19 protein-coding genes are annotated in these 23,217 nt (G+C 70.3%); 8 read left to right on the forward strand and 11 right to left on the reverse strand.

The window, feature by feature from the left end; translation table 11 throughout:
• Positions 1 to 16: 16 nt before the first annotated feature.
• Both ACZ6TB_RS25015 and ACZ6TB_RS25020 read right to left on the reverse strand, forming a co-directional pair.
• On the reverse strand, positions 17 to 571 hold the full coding sequence (locus tag ACZ6TB_RS25015) for a hypothetical protein (protein WP_465557513.1): 555 nt from the start codon (positions 569 to 571) through the stop codon (positions 17 to 19).
• Positions 572 to 627: 56 nt separating this feature from the next.
• A complete protein-coding gene (locus tag ACZ6TB_RS25020; RefSeq protein WP_465557515.1) occupies positions 628 to 2,502 on the reverse strand; it encodes a 5'-methylthioadenosine/S-adenosylhomocysteine nucleosidase family protein in 1,875 nt (624 codons plus the stop codon).
• A 239-nt stretch (positions 2,503 to 2,741) separates the two neighbouring features.
• Here ACZ6TB_RS25020 and ACZ6TB_RS25025 point away from each other — a divergent pair, with 239 nt between their 5' ends.
• Positions 2,742 to 3,761, forward strand: a complete 1,020-nt coding sequence (locus ACZ6TB_RS25025) for a macro domain-containing protein (RefSeq protein WP_465557517.1) — start codon at positions 2,742 to 2,744, stop codon at positions 3,759 to 3,761.
• On the opposite strand, the gene ACZ6TB_RS25030 is transcribed toward ACZ6TB_RS25025, so the two are convergent.
• Genes ACZ6TB_RS25030 through ACZ6TB_RS25045 form a run of 4 tightly spaced genes read right to left on the reverse strand, consistent with a single transcriptional unit; the run spans position 3,758 to position 7,084 of the window.
• On the reverse strand, positions 3,758 to 4,618 hold the full coding sequence (locus ACZ6TB_RS25030) for an alpha/beta hydrolase (protein WP_465557519.1): 861 nt from the start codon (positions 4,616 to 4,618) through the stop codon (positions 3,758 to 3,760). The genes ACZ6TB_RS25025 and ACZ6TB_RS25030 overlap by 4 nt on opposite strands.
• Positions 4,619 to 4,673: 55 nt before the next feature.
• Positions 4,674 to 5,456 (reverse strand): ABC transporter permease, encoded by a 783-nt coding sequence (locus ACZ6TB_RS25035; RefSeq protein ID WP_465557521.1) that lies wholly within the window; start codon positions 5,454 to 5,456, stop codon positions 4,674 to 4,676.
• The gene (locus ACZ6TB_RS25040) at positions 5,453 to 6,394 is read right to left on the reverse strand and encodes an ATP-binding cassette domain-containing protein (protein ID WP_465557523.1); all 942 of its coding nucleotides are present in this window, start codon (positions 6,392 to 6,394) and stop codon (positions 5,453 to 5,455) included. Before ACZ6TB_RS25040 ends, ACZ6TB_RS25035 begins: the two co-directional genes overlap by 4 nt.
• Positions 6,395 to 6,421: 27 nt before the next feature.
• On the reverse strand, positions 6,422 to 7,084 hold the full coding sequence (locus ACZ6TB_RS25045) for a DUF4097 family beta strand repeat-containing protein (protein ID WP_465557525.1): 663 nt from the start codon (positions 7,082 to 7,084) through the stop codon (positions 6,422 to 6,424).
• Between the two features lie 223 nt (positions 7,085 to 7,307).
• Here ACZ6TB_RS25045 and ACZ6TB_RS25050 point away from each other — a divergent pair, with 223 nt between their 5' ends.
• Complete coding sequence (locus ACZ6TB_RS25050; RefSeq protein ID WP_465557527.1) at positions 7,308 to 8,036, forward strand: helix-turn-helix domain-containing protein; 729 nt, start codon at positions 7,308 to 7,310, stop codon at positions 8,034 to 8,036.
• Between the two features lie 272 nt (positions 8,037 to 8,308).
• Here the strand turns inward: ACZ6TB_RS25050 and ACZ6TB_RS25055 are convergent, their stop codons facing one another.
• Complete coding sequence (locus ACZ6TB_RS25055) at positions 8,309 to 11,122, reverse strand: RICIN domain-containing protein (RefSeq protein ID WP_465557529.1); 2,814 nt, start codon at positions 11,120 to 11,122, stop codon at positions 8,309 to 8,311.
• Positions 11,123 to 11,432: 310 nt separating this feature from the next.
• Positions 11,433 to 11,714, reverse strand: coding sequence for a hypothetical protein (locus tag ACZ6TB_RS25060; protein ID WP_465557531.1), 282 nt, complete (start codon positions 11,712 to 11,714; stop codon positions 11,433 to 11,435).
• Positions 11,715 to 11,897: 183 nt separating this feature from the next.
• On the opposite strand from ACZ6TB_RS25060, the gene ACZ6TB_RS25065 reads away from it, so the two are divergent.
• The 6 genes from ACZ6TB_RS25065 to ACZ6TB_RS25090 are packed head-to-tail and all read left to right on the forward strand — an operon-like array spanning position 11,898 to position 19,820.
• Positions 11,898 to 13,874 (forward strand): hypothetical protein, encoded by a 1,977-nt coding sequence (locus ACZ6TB_RS25065; RefSeq protein WP_465557533.1) that lies wholly within the window; start codon positions 11,898 to 11,900, stop codon positions 13,872 to 13,874.
• Positions 13,871 to 16,711, forward strand: coding sequence for an ATP-binding protein (locus ACZ6TB_RS25070; RefSeq protein ID WP_465557535.1), 2,841 nt, complete (start codon positions 13,871 to 13,873; stop codon positions 16,709 to 16,711). Before ACZ6TB_RS25065 ends, ACZ6TB_RS25070 begins: the two co-directional genes overlap by 4 nt.
• Positions 16,701 to 16,958: a hypothetical protein gene (locus ACZ6TB_RS25075; protein WP_465557537.1), complete on the forward strand. Its 258-nt coding sequence runs from the start codon at positions 16,701 to 16,703 to the stop codon at positions 16,956 to 16,958. Before ACZ6TB_RS25070 ends, ACZ6TB_RS25075 begins: the two co-directional genes overlap by 11 nt.
• 5 nt (positions 16,959 to 16,963) lie before the next feature.
• The gene (locus ACZ6TB_RS25080) at positions 16,964 to 18,874 is read left to right on the forward strand and encodes a hypothetical protein (protein WP_465557539.1); all 1,911 of its coding nucleotides are present in this window, start codon (positions 16,964 to 16,966) and stop codon (positions 18,872 to 18,874) included.
• 18 nt (positions 18,875 to 18,892) lie between these two features.
• Positions 18,893 to 19,153 carry a hypothetical protein gene (locus ACZ6TB_RS25085; RefSeq protein ID WP_465557540.1) on the forward strand — a complete coding sequence of 87 codons (261 nt, stop codon included), beginning with the start codon at positions 18,893 to 18,895 and terminating at the stop codon, positions 19,151 to 19,153.
• A gap of 16 nt (positions 19,154 to 19,169) precedes the next feature.
• Positions 19,170 to 19,820 carry a hypothetical protein gene (locus ACZ6TB_RS25090; RefSeq protein ID WP_465557542.1) on the forward strand — a complete coding sequence of 217 codons (651 nt, stop codon included), beginning with the start codon at positions 19,170 to 19,172 and terminating at the stop codon, positions 19,818 to 19,820.
• Between the two features lie 39 nt (positions 19,821 to 19,859).
• On the opposite strand, the gene ACZ6TB_RS25095 is transcribed toward ACZ6TB_RS25090, so the two are convergent.
• The 3 genes from ACZ6TB_RS25095 to ACZ6TB_RS25105 are packed head-to-tail and all read right to left on the reverse strand — an operon-like array spanning position 19,860 to position 23,217.
• A complete protein-coding gene (locus ACZ6TB_RS25095) occupies positions 19,860 to 21,188 on the reverse strand; it encodes a hypothetical protein (RefSeq protein ID WP_465557544.1) in 1,329 nt (442 codons plus the stop codon).
• Positions 21,185 to 22,393: an OmpA family protein gene (locus ACZ6TB_RS25100; protein ID WP_465557546.1), complete on the reverse strand. Its 1,209-nt coding sequence runs from the start codon at positions 22,391 to 22,393 to the stop codon at positions 21,185 to 21,187. The genes ACZ6TB_RS25095 and ACZ6TB_RS25100 overlap by 4 nt, the downstream gene beginning before the upstream one ends.
• On the reverse strand, positions 22,390 to 23,217 hold the full coding sequence (locus ACZ6TB_RS25105; protein ID WP_465557548.1) for a hypothetical protein: 828 nt from the start codon (positions 23,215 to 23,217) through the stop codon (positions 22,390 to 22,392). Before ACZ6TB_RS25105 ends, ACZ6TB_RS25100 begins: the two co-directional genes overlap by 4 nt.

Genomic DNA, 23,217 nt, shown 5'->3' on the forward strand with positions numbered 1-23,217 from the left:
GGCAACCCCTAACGATTCAGTGCTGCTGAACGGCGTTGACGCGGTTGTGCAGCGACTGGTTGAAGCCGTCCAGGAGGGCGGCGTTGTGGCTGAAGTAGACGTCGATCTGGTGAAGCAGCGACTGGTACGCCGGCTTGTACATCTCCGGCCGGTGCTGGAACCGCTCGACCATGTCGAACTGCGGCGCGATCTCGGCCAGGAAGCGCTCCCGGGCCGAGTTGATCGTCGAGTTCAGGTCCTGGATCTTCTCGGCCGCGAACCGGGCGAGCTGGGCCTGCAGATGCATGCCCTGGGTGGCGATCAGCGCGTCGGCCTGCTTGCGGGCGATCTCGATCTGCGTACGCGTGAAGACGGCGAGCAGGTCCCGCTTGGCCTCGCTCATCTGCCGCAGGGTCTGGACGCCGATCCGCTGGCGTTCCTTCTCGTACTGGTTGGGGAAGAGCCGCTGCATGACCCCGCGGCGGTTCATCGACTCGAGCGCCGCGTCGCGGGACTCGGCGGTCGCGGCGCGCATGTACTCCTGCATGCCGGCCGACACCTCTTCCAGTTCCTCGAGGCTGGTGTTCGGCATGTGAGTGATGGGTTGGAGGGACATGATCGACCTTTCCGGGTACGTGTCTTGCTTCGCTAGAAGGATTCGATGCCGTGGTCGAAGGCGCCGAGCTCGACGGCGTGCACGACGAACGCGGCGGCGTTGCGGGCCGCCGGCTCCGGCACGTAGAAGAAGTCCCGGTCGACTCCCCAGTCCGAGATCGCTTTCACGACGATCCACGGCAACCGGGCGCCCGCGGCCGCCGCGTAGAGGCCGTGCGCTTCCATCTCGTACGCCAGGGCTCGGGTGTTCGTTGTTTTGATCTCTTCGCGCCGGGTGTCGGAGTCGAGCAGCGTCTGCGCCGAGAGCAACTGACCGAAGTGGACGCGCGCGACGGTGAAATCGGTCGACGCGGCGGAGAGGCGGCCGGCCATCGCCGGATGCACGGTGATCCGGTCGCCGGTCTGCTCGACGTGATCGGCGTGCCGGATGCACTGGTCGAGGTCGTAGACCGAGGTCGCCACCACGACGTCGCCGAGGCTCTGCGGGGGGCGGTCGTCCTCGCGCAGGCCGCAGCAGATGCCCACCATGATGATGAAGTCGGGCCGCCAGCGCTCGATGACCTCGGTCGCGATCGCCTGCGCCCCGCCGGGACCGCCGGACCCGGGCCGGACGCACTGGGCCATCGCCACGGTGGTCCGGCCGATCGGGCCGCCGTCGTAGATCACGGATCGCCCGGAGAACGACCTCTCCGGCGCCCGGCCGGTGGCGTCGCGGAGCGCGGTCAGCACGGCGTCGCGTTCGGTCGGCGTGACGGTGAGCAGCAGCAGGCGCCGGTTGGCGAGCGGAGCACGGAATGCCTCCACGGCCTGCCGGTGCCGGTCGGCGGCCACCCGTACGGAGACCCCGGCGATCGGGACGGTCATGAGTCCGAGCAGGCTGAACAGCCAGCCGACGGTGATCGCCCGGCCGGTGCCGGGGGCGATGTCCGGCGGGTTCTGGGAGAGCAGACGCCAGGCCAGCCAGTGCGCGGCGGTCCCGTAGGTGACCGGCCGGCCCGCACAGCTCGCGCCCCGGCAGGCCAGGCTCTCCCAGGACGCGAGCAGGTAGGCGGTGACGGCGAGAACCGTGGCCACGCCGCCCATCCAGATCACCAGGAAGCCGCCCCGGTCCGGGGCCGGGCCCCCGGCATCCGGTACCGGGCCGGAGGGCAGCCGGATGGCGATCGGCGAGTCGGGGCCGAACGGCTGGACGAGCGACGCGCGGATCTCGGCCCGCAGCGCCTCGGTCGTCACCCCGCGCAGCAGAACGACCAGGATCTCGCGCGCCGGTGTCGGCGCCGGCTCGGCGTCGAGGCGTACGAGATCGGAAAGCTGGTGGGCAGTGGCCCGGAGCAGCCGCTCGGCCGGCGTGGTCGCGGTGTGGTGGCAGAGCCGGACCGACCAATTCCCGCCCAGGTACGACTCGGCCGCGATCTCGTCCCATCGCGGCGACCGCAGGCCGAGCAACCGGCGCAGGGCCGTCCACTCGGTGACCACCTGGGCAAGCACGAAGAAGGCGACGTACGCGACCGCGGCCAGCGGCAGCGCGACCAGTCCCATCGGCGGGTCGGCGGCGACCGCTTCCGCGACCATGGCGACCGTCAGGGTGACGATCGGTGGTCCGGCGAAGATCAGCATGTCCCAGCGCTGATCGATCAGCCGGAGCAGCCGCAGCCGCGGACCGCCGCGCGCGCCGGCCGGGACCGGCACCGTGAGCGGCCGTTCGAGCAGCGCGAAGCTGTCGGGCCCGTGCCAGACGAGCCGGCCCTCCGCGGCCGCCACCCGCAACATGATCGACAGTGGTGCGCGGGCGCGGATGACGCCCAGGGTGCTCTGCGAGCGGGCGACGTCGATGGCTTCGCGCCCGTGCTCGGCCTGTCGGACAGCACGCGCGGCGGCCCGGCCCTGACCGGCGACGACCGTCCTCATGTTCGACCCTCCATGCGACAACGTGCGAATCGTCGTCCGGGCGTAGCAATTGCCCTATCTCGGACACCGCCCCACCCGAGCTGCGTGACCTGGGTACTCATGCTGGTGATGGGAGTACTTCGAGCACCTTCGGCACTAAGGACGAGAATGGCGAGGAATGCGGCAGTCCGGGTTCCGGGCCGGACGCGGGGCGCGCCGAGGCGCCGTCGTGGCAGGTCAGCAGCCGATTGTCCGGGCCGATGACCGGACGACGGCCGTACGGTCCCGCCGCGACCGACGTACGGGCGTTCTGTCAGCGGCTGGCGCAGCTGCGCCGCGAGAGCGGCGCCAAGGTGTCCGAACTGGCCGATGACCAGGCCATCGGCCGTGGGCGATCGCAGCTCTACGCCGTCCTGCGGGGCGAGATCGGGGCGCCGCCGTCATGGGAGTTCGTGGACGCGTTCCTGACCCACTGCGTGGTCGCCGCCCGGAAGAATCGCAGGACGCTCTCGATCTCGACCGACCGGGAGTACTGGAAGCACGAGCTCGGGCTGGTGGTCGACCTGATGGGTCGCCCGGAGCGGACGCGCCCGGACCGCCCCAACGCGGTGCTGACCACGCAGCGGACGATCGTCCGTGAGCTTCCGGAGTCGACCGACGGCAAGGTTCGCCGGCTCGGCATCATCACCGGCGACATCCGGCAGGTCCACGGCGTCGACGCCTGGGTGAACTCGGAGAACACCGACATGGTGATGGCCCGCATCCAGGACCGCTCGATCTCCGCGGTGATCCGGTACGAGGGCGCCGAGCGGGACGGCGCCGGCCGGGTCGTCGTCGATCGGGTCGCCGACGAGCTGGCGGAGCGGGTCGCCGAGCTGCAGCCGCCGCTCGTCCCGGGCCAAGTCATCGTCACGGGCGCGGGCGAGCTGAGCCGGAACAACGGCGTGCGAGCGATCATCCACGCGGCCACCGTGTACGGCGCGCCGGGCGCCGGGTTCACGCCGGTCCGCGAGCTCGGGCGGTGCGTCGAGAATGCGCTTGTCGCGGCGGAATCGCCGTACTGGGAACCGCCTCTCTCCTCGGTCCTGTTTCCGCTGCTGGGATGCGGCGAGGCCGGGGGCGACCCGGAGCGGGTCGTGCCGGAGCTGATCGAGACCGCGGCCAACCGCCTGGTCATCGCGGCCCGCAACGTCGAGCTGGTCTGGTTCCTGGCCCGGACCGAGGCCGACCTGCGGGTGTGCGAGCGCGCGCTCGATCGGGTGATTCACCCGGGCCGCTAGCGCCGCAGCAGGGTGGCGGCGTCGTGCAGGAAGCGGTCCTCGGCGGCGGCACAGGCGGGGGAGACCTTGCGCATGGTGGGGAAGTTGTGGATCAAGCCGGGTTCCTGGCGGTGGATCACCGGCACGCCGGCCTCCTTCAGCCGTACGGCATAAGCGTCGCCCTCGTCGCGCAAGGGATCGTGCTCGGCGGTGACGATCAGCGCCGGCGGCAAGCCGCGCAGGTCGGCGACCAGGGCGTTGGTCGCCGGGGAGGCCCGCTGGGCGGGGTCGGGGAGCCACATCGCAATCCAGCGCCGCAAGGTGTTCGCGTCGAGCAGCCAGCCCTCGCCCTTCTCCTCGACGCTGGGAGACCGCAGCGTGGGATCGGCGTTCGGGCAGACCAGCAGCTGAGCCAGCAGGGGAACCCGGTCGCGCAGGCGCAGGGCGGTCAGGATCGCCAGCAGGCCGCCGGCGGAGTCACCCGCCACCGCGATCGGCGCGCCGTCGGCCGCCAGGTAGGTGACCACGGCAACCGCGTCGTCGACGGCGGCCGGCCAGGGGTGCTCGGGGGCGCGGCGGTAGTCGACCGCGACCACCGTCGTGCCGGTGGCGGCGGCCAGGCGGCGTACCTGCGGATCGTGCGTTTCCAGATCGCCGATCACGAAACCGCCGCCGTGCAGGTACACGATGACGATTTCGGCGCCCGGCCGGTAGAAGCGGACCGGGACGCCGGCGATCGTCCGGTCGGCGGTGGGCATCTCCGGCTCCGACGAGCGGGGGCGGGGGCGGGCCCGCAACGTCGCCACGTCGGGATCGTCGGCGGTGGGCTGGGCGTAGGCGGCCGTCAGGAACGCGGCCAGCTCGTCGTCGGCGATCACCGGCACATGCTAGGGCGGCGCACACCGATCGGTGTGCGCCGCCCTGGGTTGGTTGTCAGTCGTTCTTGGCGTTGAACTTCGAGGTTGACCAGAAGTAGCCGAGCAACGCGAGCCCGAGGCACCAGGCGATGGCGAGCCAGCCGTTGTAGCCGATGCCGGTGCCGAGCAGCAGGCCGCGGAGGGTTTCGATGGCCGGGGTGAAGGGCTGGTATTGGGCGATCGGCTGGAACCAGCCGGGCATGGTGTCGACCGGGACGAATGCGCTGGACAGTAGTGGCAGCAGGATCAGCGGCATCGCGTTGTTGCTGGCGGCTTCGGCGTTGGGGCTGATCAGGCCCATGCCGACGGCGATCCAGGTGAGCGCGAGGGCGAACAGGACCAGCAGGCCGAATGCGGCGAGCCATTCCAGGATCGTGGCGTCGGTGGAGCGGAAGCCGATGGCGACCGCGACGGCGCCGACCAGCACCACGCTGAGTACGGCTTGCAGGACGCTGCCGATGACGTGTCCGACCAGGACGGAGCCGCGGTGGATGGCCATGGTGCGGAAGCGGGCGATGATGCCTTCGGTCATGTCGTTGGAGACCGAGACGGCGGTGCCGATGACGGTGCTGCCGATGGTCATCAGCAGTAGGCCGGGCACGATGTAGGCGATGTAGGCCGTGCGGTCGGGACCACCTCCTCCGATGCCGGCGCTGAGTGTGCCGCCGAAGATGTAGACGAATAGCAGCAGCAGCATGACGGGGGTGAGGAGCAGGTTCAGTGTCAGGGATGGGTAGCGGCGCGCGTGCAGGAGGTTGCGGCGCAGCATGGTGGCGGAGTCGTGTACGGCGGTGCTCATCGGGTGGCCTCCTGGGTGGTGGTGAGGGCGAAGAAGACGTCGTCGAGGTCGGGGGTGTGCAGGGTCAGTTCGTCGGCGGTGATGCCGTGGGTGTCGAGCCGGTCGAGGATCGAGCGCAGTTCGCGTTGGCCGCCGGTGCTGGGGATCTGCAGGGACAGCGACTCGTCGTCGTGGACGGCGTTGTCGAGGGCGGTGGCCGCGGCGTGGTAGGCGGCCGGGTCGGTGAAGCGGATCCGGACGTGGCCGCCGGGGACGAGCCGTTTGAGCTGTTCGGCGGTGCCTTCGGCGACGATCTTGCTGTTGTTGAGGACGGCGATCCGGTCGGCGAGTTCGTCGGCTTCGTCGAGGTATTGGGTGGTGAGGAAGACGGTGACGCCGTCGGCGACCAGTTCGCGGATGATCTGCCACATGTTGTGCCGGCTGCGGGGGTCGAGGCCGGTGGTGGGTTCGTCGAGGAAGATGATCCGGGGGTTGCCGACCAGGGTCATGGCGATGTCGAGGCGGCGTTTCATGCCGCCGGAGTAGGTGGAGGCCGGCTTCTTCGCGGCCCCGACCAGGTCGAAGCGCTCGAGCAGTTCGGCGGCGGCGCGGGCGCCGTCACGGCGGGGCAGGTGGTGCAGGTCCGCCATGAGCAGCATGTTCTCCTCGCCGGTGATCAGGCCGTCGACGGCGGAGAACTGGCCGGTGACGCCGATCGCGGCGCGCACCGCCTGCGGGTCGGTGGCCAAGTTGTGACCGCCGATCCGGATCTCGCCGGAGCCGGCGCCGGCCGAGATCAGGGTGGACAGGATCTTCACGGCGGTGGTCTTGCCGGCGCCGTTGGGGCCGAGCAGGGAGAAGACGGTTCCCTCGGGGACGGTCAGGTCGACGCCGTCGAGGACGACCTTGTCGCCGTAGGACTTTCGTAGCCCGGTGGCGGCGATGGCCAGGTTCGACATGACTGGTGCTCCTTCTTCTTCGTCGTCTTAGAGGCTGCGGGCGGTGACGTTGCCGTAGGAGGTGGTGGCGCGGATGGCGAGCTGTGGTTCGCCGTCGTTCTTGAGGGTGTTGTGGATGCGGCCGTAGCTGGTGCCGGCGTCGAGGGTGGCGGAGACGCCGGGAGCAGCGTCGATGGTGAGGCTGCCGGCCTGGGTGGTCAGGACGACCTCGCCGCGGACGGCTTCGGTGACGGTGATGTCGCCTTTCTGGACGCTGATCTGGGCGGGGCCGGTGAGGCGGCCGATGGTGACGTCGCCGGCGGAGACGCTGAGCCGGGCGGTGCCGGCTTCGTCGAGCTTGACTTCGCCGTAGGCGCCGTCGAAGACCACGTCGCCGAGGCGGCCGACGGCGCGGAATGCGGCGGCGGCGGTGGTGGCCTGCACGGCCGAGCCGGTGGGCAGCTGGATGGTGACCTCGATCGAGCCGGAGGGGCCGAAGAGCTGGTTCTTGGTGGAGGCGTCGACGCGCAGGACGCCGTCGGTGTAGGTGACGGTGGTTTCCTGGGCGACCTTGACGTCGCGGGTCTTGGTGGGGTCGGCGGGCTGGATGTCGACGACGGTGTCGGTGCGCTCGGCGGCGATCAGCTGGACCCGGCCGGCGGGGATGTCGATGACGGCGGTGATCGGGGCGGTGGTGGGGTAGGTGGTCATCGTGCGCTCCTTGCACTCGTTGTTTCCGATGTGGGAAACGCTACGTTGCGTTCACTATCTCGGCAACATGCTTGTTGCACCTCTGCGCCGAAATAGCAGCTCAACGCCCAAATATCGTTGCAACAGTTTGGATTTCAACGCAACGCCATTCGGCTGGGCCGTTGCATTGGCCGAGACGTGAACGCTATGCTGGCGACATCGGGACGCGGGAAGGGAGATCGCGATGCCGGGAGGCAGGCTCACCCAGCAGGAACGCCAGCAGATCGCGCTGGGGGTGTCCGACGGGCTCGCGTACGCGGAGATCGCCCGGCGCCTCGACCGGCCGACCTCGACGATCACGCGCGAGGTCATGCGTAACGGCGGCCCCACCGGCTATCGCGCCGACCTGGCCCACCGCGCCACCGAGCGCCGCGCCCACCGGCGCAAGGCAGCCGTGCCGCGAGGCGAGGCGCCGGCGGCGGACGGTCTCGGGCGCGATCCCGAGGCCGTGCGCGAGTATCAGGAGACGTTCACGACCCTGATGATGGCCTCGGGCCTGCCGAACATCGCGGCCCGGGTGCTGACCTGCCTCTACACCAGCGACGCGGGCAGTCACACCGCGTCCGAGCTGGTGCAGCGCCTGCAGGTGAGCGCCGCGTCCATCTCCAAGGCGGTCGCGCTGCTCGACCACCAGGGCCTCATCCGCCGCGAGCAGGACGACCGCCGCCGCGACCGCTACGCCGTCGACGACGACGCCCTCTACCAGTCGATGATCGCGAGCGCCCGCGTCAACGCCCAGCTCGCCGACACGGCGCGGCAGGGTGTCGGGATTCTCGGTCCCGGCACGCCGGCGGCGGCCCGGCTGGAGAACATCGCCCGCTTCGTCGACTTCGTGGCCGAGGCCATCATCCGGGCGGCGGAGCAGGCGCGGGCGGTGTTGTACACAAAGCCGGACGAGGGCGGGAAGCCGTAGTTCGCGCGGGCTCGTCTGTGGACAACGCGCGGAAATTGTCGTACCCGCCCGCTTAACTCCACCCCGCCCGGTGACTGGGTGGGGTGGGTTAGAGCGGATGAGGTGGAGGGTGGGCGGCGTCGGAGCGGCGGCGAGCGCGGGCTACGGCCGGGTGCGCTTGGGCGGGGTTGAGGTGCCGGTGCGGGGCGGCCGAGGCCGGGGCGGGGGATGGTCAGGCGGATGAGGCGGGCGGCGGGGGGTCGGCGGCGAGCGCGGGCTACGGACGGTGCTGGTCAGGCGGGGATGATGCGCCAGCGTTGGTTGGGCAAGGACAGGTCGGGCCACTGGCCTACGTCGGCGCCGGCGGTGGGGGACTGGCCCTGCACCTCGAGAACCTTGCCGCTGTGGCGGGCCACGATCGCGAAGACGTTGGCGGACGACCAGGCCAGGCGCCACTGCTGGTTGGTGCCGCCGACGTAGTCCCATTGGACGGCCTTGGCGCCGTCGGCGGTGGACTGGGCGGAAATGTCGGCACATTTTCCGTCCATGTTGCTGATGATTTTGAAGTAGCCGCCGCCGGCGTCCTGGAACTTCCAGACGTGGTCGGCCGAGCCTACGGGCGGGTACTGCTGGAGCTGGGCGCCGTTCGCGGTCGACATGTTGTTGATCGCCAGGACGAAACCGGTGTGCGTGACCTGCAACTTGACGTTTCCGTCGGGGACCAGCCGCCAGTTGTGGTCGGCCGAGCCGTTGTCGGCGAACTGCACGACGTTGGCCGAGTCGGCGGTCGACATTCCGGCCACTGCCAGGACTTTTCCTGAATTCTTGTTCTTTATCCGGGCATAGCCGTTGCCATTGTCCAGCACCTGCCACAGGTGGTCGGCGGTTCCGTTGTCCTCGAACTGCACGACCTGCGCCGAGTCGGCCGTGGACATGGTGTCGACGCCGAGCAGCTTGCCCGAGTTGACGTTCTGAATCTTCACCCACCCGTCGCCGTTGTCGATCAACCGCCACAGGTGGTCGGCCGTGCCGTTGTCGGCGAACTGCACGACCCGGGCGCTGTTCGAGGTCGACATGCCGTCCACGCCCAGCACCTTGCCGCTGTTCTGGTTCTGGATGCGGAACGCGACGCTGCCGGTCGACCAGGGCGTGCCCGCGCCGATCGTCGGGAACGAGGTGATCCGCAGCCGGGCCGCGCCCATCGGGATCAGCGTGATCTGCTCGACCGGCTCGCTCGACGGCGTCGGGCTGTCCTGCAGCGGCGTCACGATCGTGTCCGCGTCCGCCTGCCAGCCCGGGATCTTCCGGGCCGGCGTCGTGATCTTGATGGGCGCGGAAGCAAGCGTGAACGGATCGTTGACGTTGCCGAGCCCGGTCGTCACCGCGAACTGCGTCCCGCCGTCGAGCCCGTAGTTCCAGACCGACCCCGGCCGCACCTCGCGCGTCGGCCAGGTCGCCGAGCCGCCGGTCTGCGCCCAGTTCTCGGTGATCGCCAGCGAGAACGTCAGCGCCCCGAAGTCCACCGACACCGACTTGTGGTTGGCCGTCCAGGTGCGCGTCTTCGCCTGCATCGGCAGCCGCAACACGACCTTGTCGCCACTGACCCAACTGCGGGAGATCTTCGCGTACGCCGGGCCGGCCGCGACCGCGGTCGCCGACCCGTTCACGGTCAGCGTCGGAGAGGTGCACCAGCCCGGCACCCGCAGGTACAGCGGGAAGGACGTCGCCGACGGCGTGGTCACCGTGTACGTGATCGTGTCGCCGAACGGATACGTCGTGTCCGCCTTGATCGACACGGAGACGCCCGAGCCCACCTTGGCCGTGACCGTCGCCGGCCCGTGCAGCGTCGCCGCCAGCCCGCCGTCCGGGGTGGCCACCCACATCTCCTCGACGTAGTAGGGCCAGCCCATGCCGTAGTTGTGCGGGCAGCACCGGTAGTTGTCGATGCCGAGCATGTACGCCTGCATCGCGAACCCGTTCTGGAACTGCCCGGCGTGCCCCGGCCGGTCCAGCAGCGCGACGCTGTTCGCGCTGGTGATGTAGTGGATGCCGCGCTGCTGCGGGTCGAGCGCGGCGGGCAGCGAGTTGAACGCCAGGTTCTCGGTGCGGTCGCCCCAGATCGCGTCGCCGGTGATCCGGGTGAGGATCTCGTGGCTCGCCATGAACTCGACGATCCCGCACGTCTCGAAGCCCTGGCGCGGGTCGCCGAAGCCGGGACGGGCATTCTCGTCACCAGCAAAACCACCACCGGCGAATTGCCCGTACGTGCTCATGATCGTGTTGTAGTCGTTGTAGGAAGCCTGCCGGTGCGCCGCATCGCCGCTGAGCACCGAGTAGACGGCCGGCTCCCGGAAGCCCTGCGCGAGGTTGACGTTGTGCAGCGACGGCAGGTTGTTGAGGTAGTTCGCCGAGTTGGCGTGGATCTTCCGGGCGAGGTCGAGCAGGAACGCGTCGCCGGTCCGGTTGTACGTCCAGAACACGACCTCGAGCGTGTCGGCCCAGCGCAGGCTGCCCCAGCTCTGGTTGAACGCGCTCGGCCCCTGGGCGTTGACGAACTGGAAGAACCGCGTGAAGAACGGCACGATGCGGGCGTCGGCGGTGAACTCGGCGTACGTCCGCAGCGCGTGCAGCATCGGCATGTGCGGCCAGAAGTCGGGGCCGCCGCCGAGGCTCGTGCGCAGTCCCGTGGGCCCGAAGAAGCCGTCGCCGGCCTGGGTCGCGAGCACGCCGTTGACCCACTTGGTGGTCTCGGTCTGCACGCGGGAGTCGCCGGTCACGTACCCGAGGCTCGAGAAGCCTTTCAGCCAGTACGGAAGCTCCTCCCAGCCGACCAGGTTGGGGTGGATCCAGCCGGTGTTGTCGTACTGGAGGAAGTGCGAGATCTCGGTCATCCGCCCGTTGATCCCGTTCAGCTGATAGCCCAGCTGGGTGGCCAGCCAGCCGCCGGCCTTGGTGGCGCCGGGCGGCAACCGCAGGAAGGCGTCGGCCTTCAGCGGCGCCCGGTTGGCGACGTAACCGGGGGCGGCGGCGAGCGCGCGACCGGTGTCGGCGAAGGGAGCGGCGACTGCCACGACGGCGGCCGAGGCCAGGAGCGTACGACGATCCACGGGGAGACCTCCTGTGTGCGCTCGTGCTCGAAAATGTGCGAGCCTTTGCGTACAGGATGTTAAAAGATGAATTCACGCCTGTAAATGAGTGACTACCCGAGCGCGCAGCGAAGCTGCCCTTCCGAACCACCGCAGGTCGCTCCCGGGTGGGGATGAGCCGGTGGCGCCGGTGAGCCGGTCACCCGATGGTGGTCGCCGGAAAGAATGGGGACTCGTCCGTTCAGGCGGAATTCCGCGGTACGAATCGGCGCTACCGACCGCCGCGTGATACGAGGTATGAGCGGAATCGGCCGGACGAAAAGAAATGGCGTCAGCGTTCCGGCGCTATGCCGGTGCCGCCGCATGCGGGGCACAAAGTGGCGGGAGCGTGCCGGTCCTCGAAGCCGTCACCGACGAAGTTCAGGGTTCGCTCCGGCTCGCGGTTGATCCAGCCGGTGCCGCGGCACTGCAGGCAACGCGGCCGGGGGCGGGCCCGATCCCAGCTCGGGCGGCGTAACCGCAGGAAGAAGCGGGTGTCGCCGACCGTGTTGACGACCGCCGCGAGCACGCCCGCGATCAGCAGGAATAGCAGGAGGAGCAACAGCCACTTCATGGGTTTTCATCTCCGCCGTTCGGCCGGGCCGTGGTCCCCGATTGACCAAAAACGTACACCCTAGATGTACGTGGTCTTTTCAACGCGCTTGGTGATTGGCTCCAATGAAATCAAATCCCCGAAAGCCTCGGAAGGCAGCCCGCCCCGATGACCGACGTCGTGCCTCAGTCAAATCCGCTTCCGATGCTCGCCACACCCGGTGAGCGTCTCGGCTGGATCTTCAACGACCGGAATCTCTACCGTCGCAAGTTCATGGAGGCGCCGCCGCAGCCCGGCATGGTGCAGCCGCATCTGCTGGAGCGGCTCAACCGCGCGCAGCGGGGCATGGCCAAGCGGATCCTGATCTCGCTCGGCGCCGGCATCGGCCTCGCGGTCCTGATCAGCTGCTGCGGTGGCATGGCGTCGCTCGGCCAGCAGGGCAGCAACGTCGGCGCGGGTGTGGGGTTCCTGGCGTTCCTGGCCTTCGGGGCCGGTGTCGTCGGCGCGGTCGTCTTCGGCATCATGCCGCAGCTGGCCAAGAACGCGATCCAGGCCGAACAGGAGCGGATCCAGCAGGAGTACGCGCGGCAGTTCGCCGACTGGGACGGCCGGCGCCAGTGGTACGACCAGCAGCAGCAACAGACCGTCGACACGATGTTCGAGTGGGCCGCCGCGACCCCGTCGCCGGGCACCCGCCGGGTCGACATCATCGGCGGCACCACGTACGGCTGGGAGGCCGTGCTCACCGTCTTCGGCGGCTCGCTGCTCGCCACCCGCGGGCACATGACGCTCGTCGACTTCACCGGCGAGGCGCTCTGCGGCGAGCTGATGGACCTGGCCGCGATGACCGAGCGCTCGGTGCAGGAGCTGCGGCTGCCCTCCGAGCTGGCCCGCTTCGACCTGGTCGCCGGGCTCGAGCCGGGCGAGCTGGTCGACTGCCTGGTCGAGGCCATGTACGGCGACGGGCAGGGCGCCAACCGGGCCGAGCGTCACCAGGACAGCCTGCTGCTGCGCGAGATCTGCGACGTGCTCGCCCCGGCCATCACGATGGCCCGGCTGCTGGCCGCGCTGCGGGTGCTCACCGACCGGCCGGTGCAGGCGGCGCTGTCCGCCGATGAGAGCGGCCGGCTGCTCGACCTGCAGCCCGACGAGAGCCGCCGGCAGATGCACTCGCACCTGCGCCGGATCGAGGCGTTCCTGCAGCCGCTCGAGTCGATGGGCAGCGAGTCGTCCCTGCCCGAGCTCACCGACCTGACCTGCCTGGTCGCCGACGGCGAGGGCGGCAACGCGCAGAACGAGCTGCTCAAGGACCTCATGGTGCAGTGGCTGGCCCGCCAGGTGCGGCGCGACGCGGCGCCGATGGGGTCGCTGGTGCTGCTCGGGGCGGACGAGGTCAACCACCGCTCGATCGAGAAGCTCAGCACGCTGTGCGAGCGCCGCGGCGTACGCCTGGTGCTGTTCTTCGGTCATCTGCGGGAGGAATCGCTGCACACCATCGGTGGCGGCGAGGTCGCGCTGATGCGCCTCGGCAATCACCAGGAGGCCAACCAGGCCGCCGAGTACATCGGCAAGGGCCACAAATTCGTGCTCAGCCAGCTCACCCGGACGCTCGGCGGCAACGAGACGCACACGCTCGCCGACACCTACGGCGAGACCGAGACGCACGGCGGCAACAAGAGCAAGAGCTACAGCAAGCACGGCAAGAGCACGTCGTACGGGACGAACTGGAGCAAGAGCCGGAACTGGAGCCAGACCGAGTCGACGGCCAAGGGCACCAACTGGAGCGACGCCAGCTCGGTGCAGCGCGTCTACGAGTACGCCCTCGAACCGCGCGTTCTCCAGGACCTTCCCGAGTACGCGATGGTGCTCGTCAAGGGCCAGGGCCGGGGCTCGGTGATCCAGGCCGTCGAGGTCGACCCCGGCATCGTGACGCTGCCCCGGGTCTCGATGGGCCCGCTCGACCTGCCCCCGCTGCCCGACCCGAACGAGGCGGTCATCCCGGCGACGCGTCAGCCCAGCCAGGTCACCGTCTCCCAGCCGCAGCCGCTGGCCGCGCACGAGGCCAGCCCGCAGACCGCGGCCGGCCCGTCGCTGCAGGGCTGGGGCCAGGCGCCGATCGGGCAGCCGCAGCCGCAGTACCCGCAGCAGCCCTACCAGGGACCCTGGGGCGGCCAGCAGTGACCGGCGCCGCCGAGCTGTTCGCCCGGCTGCCGGTCAACCGAGTGCTGGAGCTGCCACGCCGGCCGCCCTCGTCGTCGCGCGACGACCAGGGCGCCGACGTGAGCCGCCGGCAGCGGCTGGCCGGGATCGTGTCGGCCTACCACGGCGGTGCGAGCCTGCTGCTCGGCTGGCATCGCGGGTCCGCGGGGCGGCCGGTCGAGGTGTTCACGTCCGGCGGCGTGACCGGCGAACCGGACGGGCGGGGGCGGGTGCCGCTCTCGTTGCCGCCGGGGGCGCTCGGTCACCCGTACGGCGAAAGTGATCTTTTTGGGTCGTTGCGGGCGATGCCCCAGTGGACCCGCGTCGCCGGCCTGACCGACGGGCTGCTCGCGGACGATCCGACGCTGCGCGACGAGGACCCGCGGCCCACGCTCGACGAATGCCTGCTGCACGTCTGGCACGCCGGGTTCGCCTGGTTCGTGCTGGCCGAACCGGTGGCGCCGGCCGACGTGCTCGAGGCCGCCCGGCAGGTCGCGCTCGAGGAACGCCAGGCCCAGTCGAAGGCCCAGTCCCCCGAGCACGCGATCGCGGCGGCCCGCCTCCAGCGCCGGCACCGCGAGCTCCAGCAGGGCCGCTCGACCGGGATGTGGCGGGTGCACCTGCTGGTCGGCGGCGAGACGGCACAGGCCGCGTCGGCCATCGCGGGGCTGCTCTGCGCCTCGGCCGATCTCGGGCGGCAGCCGTACGCGCTGGCGCCCACCGGCGTGGTCGGCGACCTGGACAAGGTGCTGGCCCTCGACGAGGTGCCGGACTCGCCGGTGCTGGCCGGCTCGCCGCTGCTCGCCTCGCTCGCCGTCGCGCCCACCGACGAGGTGCCCGGCCTGCGGTACGTTATGCGGTCGGAGTTCGACGTGACGCCGGAGACCGCGGGCCGCGGGCCGGAGTCGCTGACGGTCGGATCGGTGCTCGACCGGACGGACACCGCGGTCAGCCCGATGGAGATCCCGCGCGCCAGCCTCAACCGGCACACCTTCGTCTGCGGCGCGACCGGCGCCGGCAAGTCGCAGACCGTGCGCCACCTGCTCGAATCCGCGACCGCGCAGGGCATCCCGTGGATGGTCGTCGAGCCGGCCAAGGCCGAGTACCGGCAGATGGCGGACCGGATCGGCGCCGACCACGTGATCACGATCCGGCCCGGTGACCCGTTCGCGCCGCCGGCCGGCTTCAACCCGCTTCAACCCGCCGCCGGCTTCCCGCTGCAGACCCACCTCGACCTGACCCGGTCGCTGTTCCTGGCCGCGTTCGAGGCCGAGGAGCCGTTCCCGCAGGTGCTGGCGGCGGCGCTGACCCGCTGCTACGAGGAGCTGGGCTGGGATCTCGCGCTCGGCGAGCCGCGGACGGCCGGTCATCGGCCGCGCTACCCGACCCTGGGCGACCTGCAACGCGTCGCCGAGCTGGTGGTCGACCGGATCGGGTACGGCAAGGAGATCGCCGACAACGTCCGCGGCTTCATCCGGGTGCGGCTGTCGAGCCTGCGCCTGGGCACGACCGGGCGGTTCTTCGACGGTGGTCATCCGCTGGACTTCGCCGCGCTGATGCGGCGCAACGTGGTCTTCGAGATCGAGGACGTGGGCGACGACCGGGACAAGGCGTTCCTGATGGGCGGCCTGCTCATCCAGCTCACCGAGCATCTTCGCGTCGAGACGCGGCAGGATCCCGCACTGCTGACCCGCGGGCTACGGCATCTGAGCGTCTTCGAGGAGGCGCACCGGCTGCTGCGCCGCCAGGAGCAACCCGGGCCGGCGGCCCACGCGGTGGAGCTGTTCGCGTCGCTGCTGGCGGAGATTCGCGCGTACGGCGAAGGTCTCATCATCGCCGAGCAGATCCCGAGCAAGCTGGTCCCCGACGTCATCAAGAACACCGCGGTGAAGTTCATGCATCGCCTGCCGGCCGCCGACGATCGCGAAGCGGTCGGCGCGACGGTGAACCTGACCGAGCGCCAGTCCCAGTTCCTGGTCACCCTGCCGCCGGGCACGGCGGCGACGTTCGCCGACGGCATGGACCAACCCGTTCTCGTACGCCTGCCCGACGGCACGGCGCGGGAGCGGGGCGGAAGCACCCCGACCGCCTCGCCGTCCCCGATCATCGGGCGGCGCAGCTCGACGTGCGGCGCGTCGTGCCTGGCCGAGGCCTGCACGCTGCGCACGATCCGCACGTCGCAACGCGTCATCGAGGACCATCCGTGGCTGACCCTGCTGGCCGAGTCGATGGTCGTGGCGCACCTGACCGGCAAGCCACGCCCGGCGCTCTGGGACGAGCACCTTGTGTTGCTCCGCGAGCTCGACCCGCGGGTCCTCGACTGCGTGCTGTCGCAGGCGGTCGAGACGGCGGTCGGCGTCCGGTCGGCGGTGCTCGGCACCGGGACCGACCCGTTCGCGCTGGCCGCCCACGTGGTCGCGGCGGTGCGCGACGGCTGCCCGGCCGACGAGCCCGGCTTCGTCGCGCCGGCGTACCGCTGCGGTCCCGTCCTTGATCTGCTGCTCGCGCAACCGCAGGATGCGCCGGCCGATCCCCGCATCGCGTCGCTGATCTCCCGCGAGATAGCCGGTGACACCATCGGTGAGCAGGCCGAATGGGTCCGGTTCTGGATGAGCATCGACCTCGGCGCCCCCGATGCCCGCCGGCACATCATCTTCGGCACCGAGACACCGTCGGCGATCGAGAAGGCGGTGGGTTCGACGCTGACCTCACCGGACTGGCCGAACCGGCTGGCGTTGGCGGCGGCCGAGGCCTTCCGCACCGGCGAGTGGATCCAGGACCTGTTCGTTTCGTTGGAAGGCGGTACCCATGCCGGATAACCCCCACCGGCCCGAGAACACCGATCGGACTCCCGCCCCGAAGCCCGACCAGGCGAGCGGCGGCCGCCGGGCGGAGATGACGCAGGCGGCGGTCGAGATGACCAAGCAGAAGAACTGGGAGGCCGAAGTCTCGAAACTGAAGGGGACGGAGTCCGAGGAGAAGCCGAAGCCGACCGACAACAAGAAGGCGGATCCGGGCCCGATGAACCGTGGCCTGGAGCGAAAGCCGCCGGAACTGGGACTGTAGGACCTGTGGCCGACACGCCTACCCGTACCGACACGCCGCCGCCTCCGCCGCCGAAGCCGCCGGAGTCGCTGAAGCCGTCACCGGAGATGCAGCAGAAGCTGGACACTTTCCGGGCGCAGAAGGAGGCTCGGCAGGACGCCGGCCAGGCGGTGGATCACCGTGCCGCCAAGGCGGAGAACATGGCTGCCCGCGAGGCGTCCCGCAATGCGCCGAAGACCGAGAACCAGACGCCGAAGGCCGATAGCGCATCGCAGCGACCGCAGCAGCCGGAGAACGTCGCGTCGGCACCGCGGCACCAGCGCGCCGAGAACGTCGGATCCTCGCAGCGTGCGGAGGTCGTCTCGCCGCAGCAGCGGGTCGAGGGGAATCGGCCGCCGCAGCAGCGGGTGGGCGAGGGCGATGGGGCGGCGCGCCGGACGGAGAACGCGGGGCGGAACGGGTCGCCGGAGCCGCCCGGATTGAAGCCGTCGCCGGAGTTTCAGCAGAAGCTTGATGATTTCCGGGCGCAGAAGGAGGCGCGGCAGGACGCCGGGCAGGCCGTGGACCATCGCGCCGCGAAGGCCGAGAACCAGGCGGCGCGCGAGGCTGGCCGGAATGCGCCGAAGGCCGAGGGCGCGACGCAGCAGCCGCGGGCCGAGGGCGCGACGCAGCAGCCGAAGGCCGAGGGCGCGGCTCGGCCGCCGCAGCGGACCGAGGGGCCTCACCAGCCACAACGGACCGAGGGCGCGGGAAAGCAGCAGGCCGACTCGCAACCGCAGCAACGGCCGGCCGAGGGGACGCGGCCCCATGAGGTTGGCCCACGGAACAATTCGGGCGAGCCGGACGGGCTGAGGCCGTCGCCGGAGTTCCAGCAGAAGCTGGACACCTTCCGGGCGCAGAAGGAGGCGCGGCAGGACGCCGGGCAGGCCGTGGACAACCGCGCGGCGAAGGTGGAGAACCAGACGCCCCGCCCGGAGAACCGGGTCGCGAATGCGGCCGGAACCGAGCAGACGCCGAAGACGACGCGCGAGGCCGGCGGCGGAAACGGCGATGGCAAGCGCACGGCGTCCGGCCATGAGGGCGACGGCACGTCCGGGCCGAAGACGCCGCACGAGGGGGCCAACGGCGGCGAGGGCCCCAAGAAGTCGAACGAGACGGGCAACGGTGACGGACCCAACGGGCCCAAGGGTCCCGGTGGTCCGGGCGACGGGCCGAAAGGACCGGGCGGTCCGGGCGGGCCGGGTGACGGTCCGGGTGGGCCGGGCGACGGGAAGTACACCGGACCCGAGCGGCGGCACTACGAGGCTCGGCATCTTGACCCGGCGCACGACCTGCGGCGGCCGCAACAGACCGAGACCAACCAGGAGAAGGCCGAGCCGCGCAACCGGGCCGACTACTCGGCGGAGACCGGCCAGCGGCTCGGCGAGCTACGCAACGAGGGTCACGGCCCGCAGCGCCACCATGACATCACCGACGACAAGATGGCGAAGCGGCTCGGGGACGCTGTCATGAAGAGTGACGGCACCCCGAAGCTCACCGGCGATGGCTACGTCGAGTCCACGAACAAGATTGATCCGGAGACCAATTCGACCCGGGACGCGGACGCGGATGCGACCAACCCCGACCGGAAGCATCGCTGCGAAGCCATCGCGAGCCGGATCGACTCGGGTGACGACTACGTCGCCGCCGAGAAGTACCTGCGGCAGCACGTGCCCGCGACCGGCTTCCCGATCGTCAAGCGACCGATCAGCGAGGTTCTGGGCCCGGACGCGCACCAGCGGATGTCCGGCGTCTACCTCGATCCGGCGAATCCGGGTCAGGTGAAACCCGCGAACTTCGAAGGCGGGAATATCGTCGCCGTCTACAACCGCGCACCGAATGGCGACCTGACCCTTCGTACGATGTATCCGGAACCCCCGTCCTCGTTCCGGCCGTGACCGTCAGTGAGGAGCACCATGAGCTCGCCCACCCTGGACATGCTCAGCGTCTATTTCAACGAGGCGTTGATCGACGACCGGCCGATGTTGCGCACCAGCCTCTACAACGGTGGCGCGGAGGGTGTGGCGTCGGCCCGCGCGGAGTTCGCCGACCTGCTGCGCAACCGCACGATGACGCACGAGGAGTTCCGCGAGGCGACGTCGGTCTATTTCGGCACGGACGAGGAGATGTACCGCGAGCTCGAGGCCGCGTTCCGGTTCTTCTTCGAGGACCAGTGACGGTTCGAGTGATCCGATGAGCGACAAGCCACCGACCGGCGACGGCTCCGCGCCACGTACCGACCCGCCGCGCACCACCCCCGACCCGGACGTTCAGGGACGGGCGGATCTGATCCGGGCGCGGAAGGAAGCCCAGCGTCAGGGCGTCCGCGACGCCGTGGCGCAGACGAAGCGGGCCGGGCTGCAGGAAGCGGTGGGCCTGCCGCCCGAGCCCGGGTCACCCCGGCGCCGCCCGGCGCCGTTGCCGAGGCCGCGAACAGAGGGATCGGCCGGGTCGCCCATCAGCGGTGGCCCCCGCGAGGGTCCGTTGATCAGGGAAGATCCGGCATTGTCGCCGACCGTGCACGGCCTCGGCATCAACGGGACCCGGCTCGCCGCCCACTACATGGGTCACAGATACGGCGAAGGCGTGAAGTACTCGATGGAGGCCGTCGCCAACGCGTGGGAGGCGAAGGTCACCTCGACTCCGGAGGCGGCCGGTCGCAACGTGGTCACCCACGTCTTTTACGGCGCCGCCGGCGAGCTCGTCAAAGACGAGCTCGGCGTACGGGATCCGGAGCCCAACATCGACGGCGGCCTTGACAAGGGCCGCGACAAGATGGACGACGTGATCGAGCGCCACTTGCCGAGACGCCGCCGAGGGGACGACGGCCCGCTCATTCGGTGATCGGCCGGGGCGGCCGCCGGGCGACGGCCGCCACGGGCGTTACGGGTTGGCCCGGTGCCGGCCCTCGTTGGCCGGGTGGAACTGCTGATGGATCTCCTGCACCGTCTCGGCGAGGCGACTGCTCAAAACCTCCGGCCGGTACTTGTCGGACTTTCGCCTCGCATCGTCGAGGAGCGCCAGATTCAGGCCGGGCAGCTCGGTCTGGTATGCCGGGGTGTCGATCCCAGTCGGCCATCTCAGGTACACCAGCGGCAGGATGATCTCGCCCGCCCGGTCTCGCCGGCCCCGCTCGGCCAACATGCGTGCGCACGCGCGCTCGACGGTGCTGCGGGCCTCGCTTTCGGCGCTGACTATCAACGTGGTCAGGTGGTTCGCGGACTTGACCGCTTCGGTGACGGCCGACCGGGCCGTCGCGGTGTCGTGCTCGACTCGCTTCGACATTCGCCTCAGACCCTTGCCGGCCTCCTCGGCACTGTCCGCACAGGGATTGTGCGAAAGCACCTTGAGAGCGATGGCCGCGATGCTCAGCAGGAGCAGCAGGACGACGAATACCGGTTGCAGGTCACGCAGCGCCGCGAACTGGGCGCCCGCTCGCAACGCGCGGATGTAGGCGATCACGCCGAGCAGGCCCACGGTCGCCACCGCATAGATCAGTGGCACGGTGACCCGGTACCACGGCAGGTCGTCCGGTTCGCGAGTCTGCGGCTCCTCCCGCCACCACCAGAGGACCCGGCGCAGGACGCGCCACGGGGTGAGGGGCCCGCGACGTCGCCGGCGGCTGATCCACATGCGCCGGCGGTACAGGTTCTCGGCCAGGAAGGTTCCGGCGGCCAGCAGACACAGGGCCATGCCGATGCCCGGCAGGTAGGCGAGGTAATAGATCAGGCTGTGCGGGCCGACCCCGAGGATGCGCTGGGTCAGGTTTCCCACGAAGGAGGCGTCGAAGACGGCCGCGGCGACCAGCACGACCCAGACCATCCACGGTCGGAAGAAGCCCCGGCGGCGACGGTCCTCGGGTCCGTCGTCGGCGTGCCGCTTCAGCACCTTCGCGTGCAGATCGGCGGCCTCCTCGACGCTATGCGTGTCACGAAGGCGGTCGAGAGCGTCGATCGCGCCGCCCGCGTTCTGGAAGTCGGCCTCGACCTTGCCGGCGGCATCGTCGATGTGCGGCAGTGAATGCCGCAACGATGCGTTGCCCTGGTCGAAGGCATCCATCAGCGCGGCCGCCTCGAGCGCGTCGATGTTCTCCTCGGCCCCGGCCTCGACGGAGTGCAGGTCGAGGGCGTCGAAGGGCTGCTCGAGGGGAAGCCGCGGGCAGGGGACCGGCGACGGCCAATGCGCGCCGTTGCGATCCGTCGGCGCGGTCATCGGCCGTCCCTAGTCGTCACGACGATCTCCACTCGGCGAGCGCAGGGCAGATCGTCGCCGCTCGCGGGCTCGGCCACCGCCATGGCGTACGGGCAGCTCCTAGTCGCCCCCATGCCGTGGGGTCGCCCATCGAGCCCCGGCCCCAATGCGCGGGCCACCGATTCGGCTCGCTGCCGCGACAACGTCCGGTTGTGCGCCGGGTCGCCGCGCGGGTCGGCATAGCCGTTGACGTCGACCCGCGCGTAGTCCGTGGTGCGGATCGAGACCGAGATGTCCTGCAGCATCGGGACGGCCTCCGGCTTCAAGGTGGAGCTGTCGGTGTCGAAGAGGAAAAGCGAAGGCAGCGCGTACACCTGCTTGCCGCGCTGGAATCCCACCGCCGGATCCTGGATTTCGCGGGCCTTGGCCGCCCGTCCGCCCTTGCCCGCCACCGGGTCGCCGCTCAGCGAGCATGTCTTCCCGCACAGCGACTGCCACAGGGCGCTGAGCCATTTGACCTGCTGCGGTGTGGGCACGGGCTGGTCCGACGAGGGCCGTCCGATCCCGATCATCGTTATCCGCACGCCCCCGAGCGCGGCCGGATCGAGCTCGCCCCGCTGCGTGCACAGCGCGGTGACGGCGCCGATCTCCCGCGATGAGGTGAAGGACGACTTCGTGAGGTCGGCACAGCCCGTCGTCACCAGGCCGTCGGTGGCCACGACCAGGTTTTTCGGCCCAGGACCGGCGTCGAGCCAGGCGATCGAGTTCCGGATCGCCCCGAGAACGTCGGTTCCGGCGGCCGCCGGAACCGCGGCCTGCGCGCCGGCGATCGACCGCGCGGTGCAGGTCAGCGCCTCCGCCCGGCGGTCCTTCTGGTTGTCGGGGTTGTCGTTGTCGGCCTTGTAGTCGGTGGACAGGTCGCGCACCGCCCACACCAGGTCGCTCACCCGGCCGCTGAAGGCCGCGACCGACACCGTGTCCAGCCGGTCAACCGCTTCGGCGATCGGCTCGGCTAGAGCGCCGGCGTAATCCGGGGCGGAACCCGATCGGCCGGTCCCACGCGTCGAGTTCGAGACGTCCAGCAGGAACGCGGTGCGCCCGCCGGAGGCCTCGCCGGACATCCAGTCGCAGGGTTGCGCGGATACCGGTCCCTGGAATCGGTCGCAGCCCACCAGAGTCAGGCCGGCGAGAACGAGGACGGTCGTGGCAAGGCGGAGGGTCGTCACGGGACACGCTCCTGCGGCGGTCTCTCCTCGCCGAAGTCGGAGAGCAGGAACGACGCCGGGCTGACGCCCATCTGCCGGCAGAAGGTCTGCAGCGACTTGTCGTACGCGGCGGCGAACTCGAACAACCCGACCCGCTCGTGGTCGCGCGTGGCTCGACCCAGCACATCGGCGAAATGCGAGTAGAGAACGTACCGGTCGCCGGCCATCTTCTCGATGACCTCGGCGAAGTCCTTGTCGACCAAGCTGGCCGCGTACCGCAGGAGGAATTGTCGTTCGTCCTTGCCGAGTTGCGGGAACTCCTCCAGCCGCTGGAAAGCCTGGAGCCAGTCCTCGGCCCTCTCGCGCAGGTGCTGGTCACGAAGCTGGCCGAGCCGGTGCTGCTCGCGGAGAGCGACCCGCTGCGTCGCGAACGGCAGCAGTTGGTCACGCAGTCTCGGATCCATCAGCACCTGGGCCAGGGGGCGACAGGTGACCATGTGCCCGTCCTCGTCGTAGCACAGGCCGCTGCGCAGAGCCTCCGAGCCGTTGATCACCGCCTGGGCCCGCGCCGGCTGGAAGGGATCGAGCGATCGCGCGAGGTCACGGATGGTACGCCCGATCGAGTAGAGCGCACCCTCGCGGCGCTCGAGTGCCAGCTCCTCCAGCTCCTCGCTGCCGAGTGTGTCGCAGCTCCACTTGAGGTGGACGATGACGTGCAGGTCGAAGACGTCGCCCTGAGCCGGAACGATCAGCGGTGCGGTGTGCGGTGGGGGTTCGTAGGTCGCGGTGCGCTCCGGAGGGGGTGGTCGCCGGAAAACCGCACTGATCCAGTTTCGTAGGCCCAT

This window comes from Actinoplanes sp. NPDC051537, assembly GCF_055586105.1.